Origin of the sequence: Xanthomonas bonasiae (assembly GCF_014836395.1) — a bacterium.
In the GTDB taxonomy this organism is placed as follows: domain Bacteria; phylum Pseudomonadota; class Gammaproteobacteria; order Xanthomonadales; family Xanthomonadaceae; genus Xanthomonas_A; species Xanthomonas_A bonasiae.
In genome coordinates, this window is sequence record NZ_JACSQX010000011.1 from 1 (window position 1) to 14,489 (window position 14,489).

A 14,489-nucleotide genomic window follows, 5' to 3' on the forward strand; every position below is an offset into this window, starting at 1 on the left:
TCAGACTGGGGCGCCGGATGCTGAGAGGCCATCGCGATGATCTGACCGGTTGTTCGAGGTGCCCTTCAGTCGCGACGCGGGAAACCAGGGCCGCCGCGGTGCCGAGCATTGCAGGAAGGTCCGCACCACGCCTCAATGGACGCCGCCCGGCGGCTGAAGCGTGTCGCAGCGCGCGGGTGAAGCCGCTTCTGCAAAGGCCGGGATTGGGGATGGGGGATTCGGGATTCGTGGTGGCGTCGATGTCGCGATTCCCATGGGGGCCTGGCATCGCGACCGCCTCATTTTCCTGTCGCGGCTGAAGCCGCTCCTACAAAAGAACCGCGCGCGCTGCCCCTGTAGGAGCGGCTTCAGCCGCGACAGAAAAACGAATGGCCAACAACGCCAACCCACACGCAAAAACGCCGCAGCCAACGCTCTTACGAATCCCCAATCCCAACTCCCCAATCCCGGCTTTTCACCGCTTCACATCGAACCGCGACGTCCCCACGCAAGCCTGCACATCGGCTTCGCCCAGCGGATGGAAATCGCCCGGCACCGAGTGCTTCAGGCAGCCGGCGGCCAGGCCGAAGCGGATCGTGGCGGTGTCGTCCCAGCCCTGGCTCAGGCCGTGCAGCACGCCCGCGGCGAACGCATCGCCGCCGCCGATGCGGTCGACGATGCCGGTCAGCTCCTCGCTCGGCGCCTGCGCCACGCGGCCGTCGCGGCGCAGCAGCATCGCGCCCAGGCTGTGGTGGTCCACGCTGTGCGCCACGCGCTGGGTGCAGGCCATCGCCTGCAGCTGCGGGAACGCAGCGAAGGCGTCGCGCGCGCCGGCTTCCACCCGCGCCTGCGCGCTGTCCTGCGGATACTGGTGGCCGAGCACCACGCCCAGGTCGCGGTAGTCGGCGAACAGCACGTCGGCCTGCGCCAGCAGCTGGCGCAGGATGCCCGGCGCGTCGCCGTTCCAGGCCTCCCACAGCTTGGGCCGGTAGTTGCCGTCGAACGACACGCGCACGCCGAGCGCGCGCGCGCTGCGCGCCGCCGCCAGCGCCGCGGCCGCGCCGCGTTCGCCCAGCGCCGGGGTCACCCCGGACAGGTGCAGCCAGTCCGCACCCTGCAGCAGCGCCGGCCAGTCGTAGGCGTCCGCTTCTGCCTGCGCGAAGGCCGAGCCGGCGCGGTCGTAGGTGACTTCGCTGGGGCGATGCCCGGCGCCGGTGGTCAGGAAATACAGGCCCATGCGCCCGGGCACGAAGCGCACGCCGCGGGTGTCCACGCCGTGCCGGCGCAATTCGCCGGCGGCCGCTTCGCCCAACGGGTTGTCCGGCAGCACGCTGACCATCGCCACGTCGTGGCCGAAATGCGCCAGCGACACGCCGACGTTGGCCTCGGCGCCGCCGACATGCACGTCCAGTCGCGGCGATTGCAGCAGGCGTTCGTGGCCGGGGGCGCCGAGGCGCAGCAACAGTTCGCCGAAGCAGACGATGCGGGAGGCGGTCATGGCAGGGAAGATCCTGATCGGTCGAAGAGGGGGCCCAGCATGCCGGGAACGGCGGCCCCGGCCAAGCCCATTGGCTATCGGTGTCATTTTTTGCAGCGACCTGCGCGGAGCGGTCGCAGCGGCCGCGCCAAGCCAGGCAAGGCTTTGTGCCGAAAGCCTGCAAATTCGCCGGATTTTCTGTTGCGCTGCAAGATGCCGCAATGTTTCGCAACTGTTAACGTCGGTTTTGACCAGCGGTGTCATCCGCGGCAACAGCCCGAAATATCACGCAGTTCATGTAACCCTTGGGAGGGGAGGACATGCAATCTCGTACCGAACGCCGGAAGACACCGGTTACCTTGCTCGCATTCTCGATCGGCCTGGCTCTGCAGGCCGGCGTGGTTCAGGCGCAGGACGTGCCCGCGCAGGATCCTGCGCCCGCCGCCGGCTCCTCCGAGCCGGCCACCCAGCTCGACACGGTCACCGTCACCGGCTACCGCGCCAGCGTGGAAAAGGCGCTGGACCTCAAGCGCGGCGAGACCGGCATGGTCGACGCCATCGTGGCCGAGGACATCGCCGACTTCCCCGACCTCAACCTGGCCGAATCGCTGCAGCGCATCCCCGGCGTGGTCATCACCCGCGATGCCGGCGAAGGCCGCAGCATCTCGGTGCGCGGCCTGGGCCCGGACTTCACCCGCGTGCGGGTCAACGGCATGGAAGCGCTGACCACGGTCGGCGGCTCCGACCAGTCCGGCGGCTCCAACCGCAGCCGCGGCTTCGACTTCAACGTGTTCGCCTCGGACCTGTTCACCCAGCTGGTGGTGCGCAAGACCGCCTCGGCCGACGTCGAGGAAGGCTCGCTCGGCGCCACCGTGGACCTGAAGACCGCGCGCCCGTTCGATTACGACGGTTTCACCCTGGCCCTCAACGGCCAGGCCGGCTACAACGACATGTCCAACAAGGCCGACCCGCGCGTGGCCGGGCTGATCGCCAACACCTGGGCCGACGGTACCTTCGGCGCATTGCTGTCGGTGGCGTACTCGGAGCGGCAGATCCTGGAAGAAGGCAGCAACAGCGGGCGCTGGGCCAACGGCCCGAGCAACGGCAACTTCAGCGCCGCCTCGCCGTTCGCCGCCGCGCGCAGCGCCGACGTGTTCCACCCGCGTTTCCCGCGCTACACGCTGATGGAGCACGAGCAGAAGCGCACCGGCGTGACCGGCTCGCTGCAGTGGAAGCCGAGCAAGAACACCGAGTTCTCGCTGGACGGCCTGTACTCCAAGATCGACGCCAAGCGCACCGAGAAGTACATCGAGGCGATCTCCTTCAGCCGTGGCGCCTCGCAGGGCGGCAAGCCGCAGACCATCGTCAAGAACGGCTACATCGATCCGAACACCGGCGCCTTGCTGTACGGCGAGTTCGACGACGTCGACATCCGCTCCGAGCAGCGCTACGACGAGTGGAATACCGTGTTCAAGCAGCTCACCCTCAACGGCGAGCACAAGTTCAGCGATTCGTTCAAGATCGACGGCCAGATCGGCACCTCCAGCTCCAAGCACGAGAACCCGATCCAGACCACGATCATCATGGACAAGCTCAACGTCGATGGTTATTCGTACGACTACCGCGGCAACAGCCGTTCGCCGGTCTTCAACTACGGCGTCGATCCCACCGACGGCAGCGGCTGGACCCTGGCGGAAATCCGCCTGCGTCCGCAGTACGTGGAAAACACCTTCGACACCGGCAGCCTGAACTTCGAGTGGACCCTGGGCCCGGGCTTCAGCCTGCGCGGCGGCGTGCTGGCCAAGGACTACACGTTCAATACCAAGGAACTGCGTCGCGCCTCGGAAGTGTCGGTCCCCACCTTCGCCGGCGGCACCCGCATCGTGCCGGTCAACATGACCGAGCTGGCCAATCTCGGCGGCGTCAGCGGCAGCCCGGGCAGCTGGGTGGTGCCGGACCTCGATGCGGTGGCCAATGCGCTGGACATCTACAGCGGCACCGGCACCTTCGCCCTGGCCGAGCGCGCGGTGAACACGCGCAGCGTCGAAGAGAAGGACCGTGGCGCCTGGTTGATGGGCCAGTTCGGCTTCGACATCGGCTCGATCCCGGTCAACGGCAACCTCGGCGTGCGCTACGTCAAGACCAAGCAGGAATCCACCGGCTACGCCACGGTCGGTACCGGAGTGGTGCAGACCACGGTCAACCGCGAGTACAACGACACGCTGCCGTCGCTGAACCTGGTCGCCGAACTCTCGCCGGACTTCCTGGTGCGCTTCGGTGCGGCCAAGGTGATGTCGCGTCCGGGCCTGGGCAGCCTGACCCCGGGCGTCACCGTCAATGTGTCCGGCGGCGCGCGCACCGTCAGCGGCGGCAATCCGGATCTGGAACCGATCCGCGCCAAGACCGCCGACCTGGGCTTCGAGTGGTACTTCCAGGACGGCGCGATGCTGGGCGCGGCGGTGTTCTACAAGGACATCGAGAGCTTCGTGCAGACCACCCGCGTGACCCAGCCGTATTCGGCCAGCGGCCTGCCGGCCAGTCTGCTCGACGGCACCGGTGCCAGCGTCAACGACGACTTCGTGTTCAGCGTGCCGCTCAACACCCCCGGTGGCGACCTGAAGGGCGTCGAGTTGAATTACACGCAGCCCTTCGCGTTCCTGCCGGGCAAGTGGAGCAACCTCGGCGTGCAGTTGAACTACACCTACGTCGATTCGAAGATCCAGTACCTGACCTCGACCGGTGCGGCCTCGCTGGAAACCGACCTGACCGGCCTGTCGAAGAACTCGTACAACGGCACCCTGTTCTACCAGGGCGAGCAGCTGAGCGCGCGGGTGTCCTACACCCACCGCGACGAGTACTTGACCCAGGTGCCGGCCACCGAAACCGGCTTCGACGTGCACGGCATGACCGCGGTCAACACGGTGGATGCGTCGATCAGCTGGAAGATCGACGACCACCTGGAGCTGAGCCTGGAAGGCATCAACCTGACCAACGAACCGTCCGACGAATGGGTCGGCTCGACCTCGCAGCTGCCATTGCAGTACAGCGAGACCGGCCGCCAGTACCTGCTCGGCCTGCGTTACAAGTTCTGAAGTCTGCGCCCGCCGGTGTCGCGCCTCGTGCGCGGCACCGGCAGCGCGCCGCTGCCTGCATACTCGCCGGATCGGGGGTAGGGAGGATCGCCATGCGGCGGCACGCGCGCACGGCGATCGCAAAGGAGCGATATGGAAGACGAAATCCGCCGCAGCGCCACGCGCGCTGCCGCAACGATGTTCCCCTGTAGGAGCGGCTTCAGCCGCGACAGGCACCCACCATCGCGCGACCGCGCCCCGCACGCGCGCTGCTCCGCACGGACAGGCCAAACATCCCCCACCACCGGCAACCGCCTCCTGGCCCACTGCCTGGCCATGCTGTCCTGCCTGGCACTCCCGGCCTTCGCCGCCCCCGCACCCACCACCACCGCCCCCGACCTCCTGTTCCGCGTCTCCGCCGACAAAGGCTTCGACGCCGACATCGCCCAAGGCGACGCCAAACCCAACTTCCGCGACAAGGTCGCGCTGGTCCCCACCGGCGTAAAGGGCAACGCCATCGAATGGGCCGACGACGGCGTCCTCGCCTGGAACGCGCCCGGCAACCTCTACACCCAACGCGGCACCCTCTCCTTCTTCTGGCGCTCGCGCTATCCGGTCGGCGAAGCCCCGTTCGTGATCTTCCGCGTCGGCTACGCCGACCACAGCAGCTGGGACATGGCCTGGCTGCGCATCGACTGGAACGGCCACGGCTTCGACGCCTTCGTCACCGATGCCAACCTGGCGCGCACCCGCGTGTCGTTCACCCTCGACAACAACCCATCCGCCAGCGCCTGGACCCACCTCGCCTTCGCCTGGGACGAAACCCGCGGCGTGCGCCTGTACGTGGACGGCAAGGAAGCCGCGCGCGCCGACTGCGCGCAGGCCTGCGCCGACGGCGGCTCGCTCGACTTCGATGCCGCCCTCGACCAGCTTGGCCTGGCCGGGCGGGTGATGGCGCCGCACCAGGTGCAGAGCCGCTACAACTTCCTGCGCGGCAGCGATTTCGACGAGATCCGCGTCTACGACCGCATGCTCGACGCGGCCGGCGCCGCGGCCCTGGCGCGCCAGCAGGAACCGCGCGCTGCCGAACCGCCGCGCGCCGACGCCGCGCGCAACGCCTGGCTGCACCGCTACGGCTGGGACCACGGCCACGCCCCACCCGCGCTGGACGCACCGTCCACCCGCATCCGCAAGGTGGAATTCGCCGACGCCAAGGATCTCAAGCAGTGGATGTGGAAGGCCACCGACGGCATCGCCGAGACCACCTGGCCCGGCGTCTACAACCGCTCGCGCCTGCCCGGCCGCGACGACTACTTCCAGCTGCCCGACTGGAACGTCTACGTCGAAGGCGGCAAGGCGCTGGACCTGGCGCTACCGGACGAACCGTTCAACCGCATCGAACTGCGCGGCGCCGCCTACGGCCAGGCCAGCTACGCCGCAGCTGATGAAACACCCGCGCCGCTGTTCCAGCGCAGCCGAGGCATCGTGCGCAGCGTCGACCAGTTCGAGCGCCGCCGCGGCGGCCACCTGCGCTTCGCCAACACCGCGCAGGAAACCCCGATCCAGGAAATCTGGGCCTACGACGTCAGCGCCGGCGCGCCGCCGTCCGATCCCAGCGCCACGCTCAGCTACACCGTGCGCAGCGACATCGCGCCCGACTACGCCAACCTCGCCACATTGCGCAGCTACATCGCCGGCCGCTATCCGCCGGCCGAACGCAGCACCGTGGTCGCGCTGCCGAGCAAGGCGCCCACGCGCAAGCGCAGCGACGAAAAATCCGCCGCGCCGTCGCTGCCCATCGTGCACGTGTTGATCCCCTCCAGCCTCGGCGACGCCCCGCCGGACCAACCGCTGATGCGCAGCTGGTCCTACGGCTGGGAGAACATGCACGACGGCCTGGACGGCGTCGCCATCGACCTGCCGGCGCTGGATCTGCCCGCCACCCACGACGGCCTGATCCCGCTCAACCTCCGCATCAAGGACCCGATCTGGCCGGCGCGCGACATGCTCGACGTGTCGGTGTCGGTCAAGCCCGGCAAGGCGCGCACGCTGTGGCTGGACCTGCGCGACCGCATCCTTGGCAACGACAGCCTGATGCTCAGCATCGCCTCCGCCGCACCCGGCTTCGACGCGCGCGCGCTGGACGGCGCGCAGATCCGCCTGCTGTTCAAGCCGCGCGACCAGGCCAAGGCCGAACACATCGCCGACCGCTTCAACCAGGTCAAGGACAACTGGGGCTTCCTGGTCGAGGAACACACCACCTCCAAGCGCCAGTTGCTGTACGCGCGCCTCGATGCGGACATCGGCGACCTGCTGCGCGTGGACCCGGACAACGCGCTCGGCCGCGAATACTGGAACGACATCAGCTACGGCAACCAGGGCGCACTGCCGGTGGACCTCCCCGTCCCGCCCAAGGGCGTGCCGGCCTGGGCGTTCTGGCAGCTGGAAGACCTCAAGGCCACGCGCCGCTACATCAACTGGTGGATCGACCAGCGCCAGGTGGCCTACGGCGATTTCGGCGGCGGCATCTCCGACGATTCCGACCTCACCCAGCAATGGCCCGGCGTCGCCCTGATGGGCGTGGACCCGGACAAGCTCAACGCCTCGCTCACCGCGCTGTCCGACGCCAACTACCGCAACGGCATGTTCACCGACGGCCTGTCCACCATCGAGACCGACGAACTGCATGCCTACGAGGAAGGCATCAACATCAACAGCGCCATGCTCTACCTCAACTGGGGCGACCCGCTGACGGTGGAGCGCCTGATGCGCACGGTGAAGGCCTTCGACACCATCATCCAGGTCAACCCGCAAGGCCACCTGCTGTTCGCCAGCAACTGGTTCGGCGGGCGCAAGGTCTACCGCGAGCCGAACTGGCAGTGGCAGAAACCCTACTCGTTCCCGGTGCTGCACCCGGCCATGCTGCTCGGCGGCTACAACGCCGACCCCAACAGCCGCCGCATCGTCACCGGCCTGGCCGACGGCTACCTCGCCCACGCGTACACCAACGCCAAGGGCCAATGGGCGCTGCCCAACGAGATCAACTGGAAGACCGGCAAGACCCGCGGCGGCGAACTGTTCGAAGGCAGCGGCGGCGCCGACACTCTGCACACCTTCTGGGCCGCCTGGCGCTGGACCGGCGAGGCGCGCTACCTGAAGCCCATCGACTACCGCGTCGCCAACGCCGGCCCGGCGGGCCTGTCGCTGCTCAACGAGAATTTCCTCGACGTGCTCGGCAAGCGAGACAGCTGGGGCGCCGACCTGGCCAAGGCCGCCGCCAAACCCGATGCCGTCCCCGACTTCGCCCACCACGCCGCCTGGGAAGCCAGCGGCGACACCGCCTGGCTGGACGCCCTGTACCGCGCCGAGACCCGCGACAAACTGCAGAGCTACTACATGAACACCGAAGGCCACTGGTGGAGCGACCGCGTCGAATCGCCCACCGTGAACCTGCAGCGCGCCCGCCTGGGCGGCGTGGCCCTCAAGCGCAACCAGACCTACCCCGGCCACACCGTCAGCTGGCGCTTCGCCGACCCTGAAGGCGCCGTGCAGGTGGCTCTACTATTGCCCAAACCGCGCCAGGACCGCTTCACCGTCATCGGCTACAACACCGGCGGCAAGCTGCAGCGGGCGCAGATGACTGGGTGGAATGTCGCCGTCGGGCAATGGCGCATGCACTCGGGCCTCGATCGCGATGGCGATGGGCAAATCGATGGCAAGCCCGCCGCGCGCGAATTCGCGTTCGAGAAGAGCGGGGCGGTGGACGTGGAATTCCCGGCCGGCAAGACGGTGGTGATGGAATTCGAACTGATCGCGCCTGCCGCGGTGCCGGTCGAGCAGCGGCCGGATCTGGGGATTGGGCGTGGCGATGTGCGGGTGAGTGCGGATGCCATCGAGGTCACTGTGCACAGCCTCGGCCATGCGGATGCGCCGGCGGGGTTCGTGGTGCTGGAGGATGCGCGTGGCAGGGAATTGGCGCGGTCGGCTTTTCCTGCTTTGGAGGCGCCGCGGGATTTGGAGCCGAGGATCGCGAGCGTGCGATTGGCGTTGCCGGCGGGCACCAATACCAAGGGAGGCCGGTTGCGGGTCGTCAGCGAGGGTGAGGTGGACGAGGTGACGCAGTGCAATAACGCGGTGGCGTTGCCCTGATAAGCAGGGCTTAACCAGCGGCGCTCCCTCCGATAATTGAGGGCGCCGCCGCAAGGAAATCGGTTCCGGGACAGAATTTACATTTGTCTCCACGCGCCGCATTGCGTCGTGCTACAACAGAATCGTCTATCTGGGAGAAGGGACTCCCATCAACTTCATTGAACGGTTGCGCGTGCTTGCGGTGTGCGGCGCACCCTCAGTACGCGTCAGGAAAGCTAGAACTCGACATTTCTCAGGGGGAATCGATGTTCACTAGAGTTTCGATCATTGCGGCGATGGCCGCGCTCGCTATGTGCTTGGCCGCCACATCTGCGGATGCCAGGGTACGCGCGTCCGGCGCACATCACACATCCAGCCACGGCGGTCCCTACACGTCAGGTCACGGCTCTCCGCATAAGGGCGATCAATACCGCTGGCATAATTTTTAGTTTCTGTAAGTTACGAGTTTAATGGTGCAAAGAGCAACTGGGTTGAGAAATTAGGTGGAGGTGCATTTTATCTGAGCCCGACATCCTGGGAAGTGCACTCTGAATCTGGTTTTACCGAAACAACAAGGTATAGAATTCGATGGCTAAGGTTAACCTTGATGCCCTAATCAGGCGCGAAGACTTCGAAATTGACGAGCAAGTTAACTCGGGACTCAAGAAGGGCACAATGTCCGTTGAGGACATAAAAAGCGATTCTTTCTTCTTTCAAACCTTAAGAAAGCCAGATTTCCAGCGCGAAACAAACGAATGGGAACCCGATAGGGTAGTCGAACTGATAAAAAGCTTTATTAGCGATGAACTAATTCCAGCAATAATCCTCTGGCGAAGTCAAGGAGGTTATATTTTCATAATTGACGGTAGTCATCGATTGAGTGCAATTGCAGCATGGGTTAATGATGATTACGGCGACGGCATATCATCTCAGGCCTTCTACGAAGGTAGTTTGCCAGCAGAGCAGAAGCAAGTGGCTGAAGCGACCCGCGCTCAGGTTAATCGCGAAATTGGCTCGTACGCAGCACATAGAGCTGCTCTTGAAGGCGGGCATGGCTCTTCAAAGGGTATCGCCAATCGTGCGCGAAACTTAGGGTCCCTCGCAATCCAATTGCAATGGGTGGAAGGCGATATATCCAAGGCGGAAGATTCGTTCTTTAAAATAAACCAGCAGGCGGCGCCGATCGACAAAACCGAGCTGAAATTGCTACGGGAGCGCCGTAGACCAACAAGCGTTGCGGCTCGGGCTGTAATTCGCAGTGGCTTCGGGCACAAATATTGGTCGAAATTCTCACAAACCCGACAAAAGCAAATTAAGGCGATAGCAACTGAGGTACATAAGGCTCTTTTTCTCCCGCCTCTAACTAATCCAATTAAGACTTTGGATCTACCTATTGCAGGCAAAGTGAATTCGGCCCAAACTCTGCCGCTCATTGTTGATATGATTTCCATAGTTATATCCACGGATGGTGGAAAATCAATATTTGACACTGATGATAATACTGGTGATGACACAATCGCCGTATTGAAGCGGGTTCGGGACTTGGTAAATGTAATTAACGGAAATGTTCCGGGTTCCTTGGGATTGCATCCCGCTGTCTATTTTTATTCACAAGAGGGTCGTTTTAAGAGTTCTGCCTTCTTGGGGATAGTCAAGTTTATTGGTGAAATAATCAAAAGGAAAAAATTAGATGATTTCACCAGGGTAAGGAAAAAGTTCGAATCTTTCATGCTTTCGTATGACTATGTGACTCAGCAAATAAACCGAAAGTTAAGGACTGCCGATACAAGCTACCCGTTCATCGCCAAGTTCTTTCAGCTTGTCATGGAGGGAATGCTTGCAGGAAATGCAGATAAGTTAACGCTTTCGTCGATTAGAAAAGAAGCGGATTTTTTATACCTAAACACCACGCGACCGGCCTCCCTTAGAGCCACGAACGGGCGCTCCGGGGCAAAGTTCACTTCAAATACAAAGAGTGAAGTATTCATTCGTTCAGCGCTAGATGCGGTTCCAAGATGCGGTATATGTGGGGGGTATCTCCACGTCAATTCGATTACAACTGACCACAAGACAAGGCGCCGTGATGGTGGTGCGGCGACAGCATTAAATGGACAGCTCGCACATCCCTATTGCAATACAGGCTTCAAAGCATGACTAGGTGAATCTTTAACTATTTTTTGTAAGCAGGACGGTCAATGAAAAACGCGGATCAGAGGGGACTTTCTTAGAAGTGCCCTCTGGCCTCGGAAACCGGGGTCAGAGTGCACTTCTAAGAAAGTCAACTCTGACCCCGGTTCTCGACCCCGGTTCTCCCAGGTGTTAGGCCCCTATGAGAGTTTCGAGATGACTCCAACAATTTGGATAGCTTTAGGTGCCGTAGGCGCTGCCCTAGTTGCAGCACTCATCGCTCGAAGTGTCAAGATTTCGGAGTTTCGTCAAGCGTGGATCGATGGGCTCAGGGCTGATATTTCTGAATTCATAAGCAAATCCCACGAATGGATTGACCTATATCTAACTTTCAATGCCGAGAGTAACAGCGAGGAAAAGATAACGCTGGCGCCGGCGCTTGATCGCATCAAGTACGATGCATTTCATGTGTTGCGGCGCATCGAGTTGAGGTTCAAGCCCGATGATTTGGAGGCAAACTCTCTGCTCTTAGCCTTAAGAGACCTACTCGATCCAGCAAAGCTGTCTCCAGACTCACAGTATCCGAACTGGAGAAGGCTAGCTGACGATACGACACTCAAAGCCCGCCACTTATTGAAAGAAGAATGGGAAGTTACAAAAAATCCATTTCGCAACGCGCGGAAATTCGGGTCGCGAGGTTAGGGGCCTAACAATTTATTCAAGCCGACGCCGCTTCGCGGCACGGCTTAATTCAGGCGTTAGGCCTTGGGGAAAAACGGGGTCGAAAAACGGGGTCAGAGTGTAATTTTGCCCATATCCGGGACCCTAGAAGTGCACTCTGACCCCGCAACAACGGGGCCGGGGGAAATAAATCTTCTGACCCCAATCCTCCAAGATGGCGGACAACATGCACGTAATCTTCGTCTTCGCGGCCCTAATCACCCTGCTTGTTCCTGCATTGGCACTTGCACATCCGGGCGGTCTGAACGCCGAAGGTTGCCACAACAACCGAAAGACCGGCGATTACCATTGCCACTAGGGCGCTGCTTCTGGCGCTCGCACCTCCACCGTTCCTCGGCAGAGCTTCTCCGCTCCGGCCCGGACTAGCGGTAGCTCTCGGCCGTTTGCCAACTGCGCCGAAGCTCGGGCCGCGGGCGCCGCACCGGTTCGCCGTGGCGATCCTGGGTACGCTCCCGAGCTGGACCGCGATAACGATGGTATTGGGTGCGAGTGATATCCAAAGGCTTGAGCATAACAACCCGTCCAAGCTTGATGTCGCTTCGCTGTGTGGCTTGATTGCATGTCTGGTATGAGGCGGAAAGTGGTCTGCGACAGCAGGATCAAGTTCACTTTCAATCCTGCAATTTCGCCAGGTCTATCAGTTGACATTCGAAACAACCGGTAGCAATCTATTCCCCAAGGAGCGTAGAAACTCCTCTAGTAGCGGTACCCACCTCCGACAAACCGGTGGGTTTTTTTTGCCTGATCCTCAGGCGCAACCGACGCGATGCCTACGTCGGGAGGGCGGCTAATACAACACCCTTCGGGGAAATACGCCCGCCGTCTACTAGCGGTTTCTAACCTCCCGACATCCCGCCGCCGGTCGGCGGCGGGTTTCTGGCCGTCAAGGAGGGCTTCGCCATGCATTCACCGTCATCCTGTCCCGCCCCTGCGCGCAAGCGTGCTACGCGGAAGGCAACCTGCTGCCCGAACTGGACCATCGTCGATTCCGAGCTCATACCCATGCTGACGCCCGAAGAGATCGCCGCGGCCGACGCCGCCGATCTCGCCCGCCAGCAACGCGCCCCGCGCCGCAGGCGCCCACCGCAGCAGTGCACCGTCGGCTGCGGCCATTCCGCCAACGGCAAGCGCATGCCCGTTTTGCGCCTGGCCGGCCGCTGGATGGAGGAACTGGGCTTCGCCATCGGCGGGAAGGTGCACGTGCGCGTATGCGACGGCGAACTGATACTGCGCGCGGCCGGCAAGGACTGAACAGGCCGCCACGCCTCTGTGATGACAAGAACGGACGCCCTCAGAGCCCGGGGATGATTGACGGCCGTCAATGACTCAAGGAGGATCATCCCATGCTGTCTTAGGGTGGCCAAATCATCGTTAGGCAATCGCACATGGCCGCATCGCAATCCGTTGACTGGAATCTATTGCAGCACGCCTATGGTGATGCCAGTGACCTGCCAGCCCTGCTCCGGAAGATTGAGCGCTTTCCCGCTGAGCCGGACTGGCAGTCAGAGCCTTGGTTCTCGCTTTGGAGTGCCTTGTATCACCAAGGCGATATCTATTCGGCTTCTATCGCGGCCGTTCCTAGGATCGTCTCTACGCTGTCCGAGGCACCAAACAAGGCGACCCTCAGCTTCTATTTGCTGCCCGCCTCGATCGCCATCGCCGACAATGCCAACCCCATTGCTGCTCCCGCCACGATCCGGGAAAGCTTCACCCAAGCCTTGGCGGTTCTCGGCGGCATAGCGGCGGCTTCACTTCCGTCTGCTTCTGACGAAGATCTGGCCAAAGCCATGCAAGCGGCGGTGCTGGTTTGGCAGGGCGATTTCCAACAAGCAGCTGGGTTGCTTGAATTAGAAATCTAATCATTGAGTAGATAGAGTCAGCGGGTACTTTCCCTGTGACCGGCGCTCTAGAAGGTGCACTCCGACCTCCGTTCCGACCAAGGTTCCCTAAGAACGGGGTCGTGTTCAATTAATCAAGTCGACCTGATCCCGGGTTTTACACTTTCGTTAAAAATTGACGGTAATCAATGACTAGGCGAAGATGATGCTAGCCGCGCCTACGCGGTCCTGGAGTGCTTGGGGGTCGCGCATGGTTCGTACTGTTGGTGAAGACGAAAGCGAGCAAAAGCTCATTGACGACGTTGCCGAGTATGGGTGGCACTGCGTCCACATCATGGCGGAGGACGAACACGTCGCGTACTCCTTTACCGTCGGCCTGTACGAAACGTACGGGCACCCAGAGTTGATAATCGTTGGCTTGTCCTCGGGCGTGTCGCACCAGATCCTCTCGATCGTCGCTGATGCGGCACGAGTTGGAGCACCGCTCGACCTGTCACGGCCAACGGATGCCCTTATCAACCACTACTCCTGCTGCTTTGCTGAGGTTCCCTTGTCGGAGTACTACGAACACGTGGGTTTTGCCAGCTGGTACTACCAGGGGAATGATTTTCCGCTTTACCAGATCGTTTGGCCCTCCAAGTCCGGTGAATTTCCTTGGCATCCCCAGGCCAGCTTGGAGTTTCGTGCAGCCCAGCCGGTGCTTGGACAGGCCGCGAGCTGAACAGGGAGATTACCCAATGGTCGCTCCCCGCAAGATCGTTTTGCACTCGCTACACGGCTATCGAACCGGTCTCGAGCCGTTGGTTGCCGACTGGATTCGAGAGGGAGTTAAGTACGTCGGTGTTATTGGTGTAGATGCCACCCGGATTGAGGAAGCGATTGATGATCTGTGCACTGGCGACGGCTCGAACCCCTATTTCATGCTTACCGCCTCTCATGGCCAAGGCGAGACTCTCGCTGATGCCGTCCTTCTTGCTGAGCAGTTGTCGGACGGCTTTGACGGTCCGTCAACCGTGGTCGAATTCTAAGACGCTTACACTACAGATGCGGCTAACGGCGAAAGGTTCACTTTCACCTCTGCTCCAGCGATTTTTGAACAACCGGGGTCAGAGTAAAAATTTTTTAAAC

General features: G+C 62.3%; 10 protein-coding genes and 1 pseudogene. 10 read left to right on the forward strand and 1 reads right to left on the reverse strand.

All coding sequences use genetic code 11. The features are described from left to right. Positions 1-454: 454 nt before the first annotated feature. Complete coding sequence (locus H9658_RS17435) at positions 455-1,477, reverse strand: sugar kinase (RefSeq protein WP_191826325.1); 1,023 nt, start codon at positions 1,475-1,477, stop codon at positions 455-457. A 299-nt stretch (positions 1,478-1,776) separates the two neighbouring features. On the opposite strand from H9658_RS17435, the gene H9658_RS17440 reads away from it, so the two are divergent. The 10 genes and pseudogenes from H9658_RS17440 (at position 1,777) to H9658_RS17480 (ending at position 14,389) form a co-directional block, all read left to right on the forward strand. Further along, positions 1,777-4,548: a TonB-dependent receptor gene (locus tag H9658_RS17440; protein WP_191826326.1), complete on the forward strand. Its 2,772-nt coding sequence runs from the start codon at positions 1,777-1,779 to the stop codon at positions 4,546-4,548. Positions 4,549-4,863: 315 nt separating this feature from the next. After that, on the forward strand, positions 4,864-8,676 hold the full coding sequence (locus H9658_RS17445) for a LamG-like jellyroll fold domain-containing protein (protein WP_191826327.1): 3,813 nt from the start codon (positions 4,864-4,866) through the stop codon (positions 8,674-8,676). 567 nt (positions 8,677-9,243) lie between these two features. Then, positions 9,244-10,809 (forward strand): HNH endonuclease family protein, encoded by a 1,566-nt coding sequence (locus H9658_RS17450; RefSeq protein WP_191826328.1) that lies wholly within the window; start codon positions 9,244-9,246, stop codon positions 10,807-10,809. Positions 10,810-10,998: 189 nt separating this feature from the next. Continuing rightward, positions 10,999-11,484, forward strand: coding sequence for a hypothetical protein (locus H9658_RS17455; RefSeq protein ID WP_191826329.1), 486 nt, complete (start codon positions 10,999-11,001; stop codon positions 11,482-11,484). A 205-nt stretch (positions 11,485-11,689) separates the two neighbouring features. Continuing rightward, entirely contained in the window at positions 11,690-11,821 is a 132-nt protein-coding gene (locus H9658_RS23335; protein WP_225210074.1) for a YHYH domain-containing protein, read from the forward strand. A 96-nt stretch (positions 11,822-11,917) separates the two neighbouring features. Next, positions 11,918-12,016, forward strand: a pseudogene (locus tag H9658_RS23250) (excalibur calcium-binding domain-containing protein); the annotation flags it as partial. Between the two features lie 407 nt (positions 12,017-12,423). Beyond that, positions 12,424-12,774: a SymE family type I addiction module toxin gene (locus H9658_RS17465; RefSeq protein WP_191826330.1), complete on the forward strand. Its 351-nt coding sequence runs from the start codon at positions 12,424-12,426 to the stop codon at positions 12,772-12,774. Positions 12,775-12,908: 134 nt separating this feature from the next. After that, the gene (locus H9658_RS17470; protein WP_191826331.1) at positions 12,909-13,382 is read left to right on the forward strand and encodes a hypothetical protein; all 474 of its coding nucleotides are present in this window, start codon (positions 12,909-12,911) and stop codon (positions 13,380-13,382) included. Between the two features lie 229 nt (positions 13,383-13,611). Further along, positions 13,612-14,082 (forward strand): DUF4262 domain-containing protein, encoded by a 471-nt coding sequence (locus tag H9658_RS17475; protein WP_191826332.1) that lies wholly within the window; start codon positions 13,612-13,614, stop codon positions 14,080-14,082. A gap of 16 nt (positions 14,083-14,098) precedes the next feature. Beyond that, on the forward strand, positions 14,099-14,389 hold the full coding sequence (locus H9658_RS17480; protein WP_191826333.1) for a hypothetical protein: 291 nt from the start codon (positions 14,099-14,101) through the stop codon (positions 14,387-14,389). Positions 14,390-14,489: the final 100 nt, after the last annotated feature.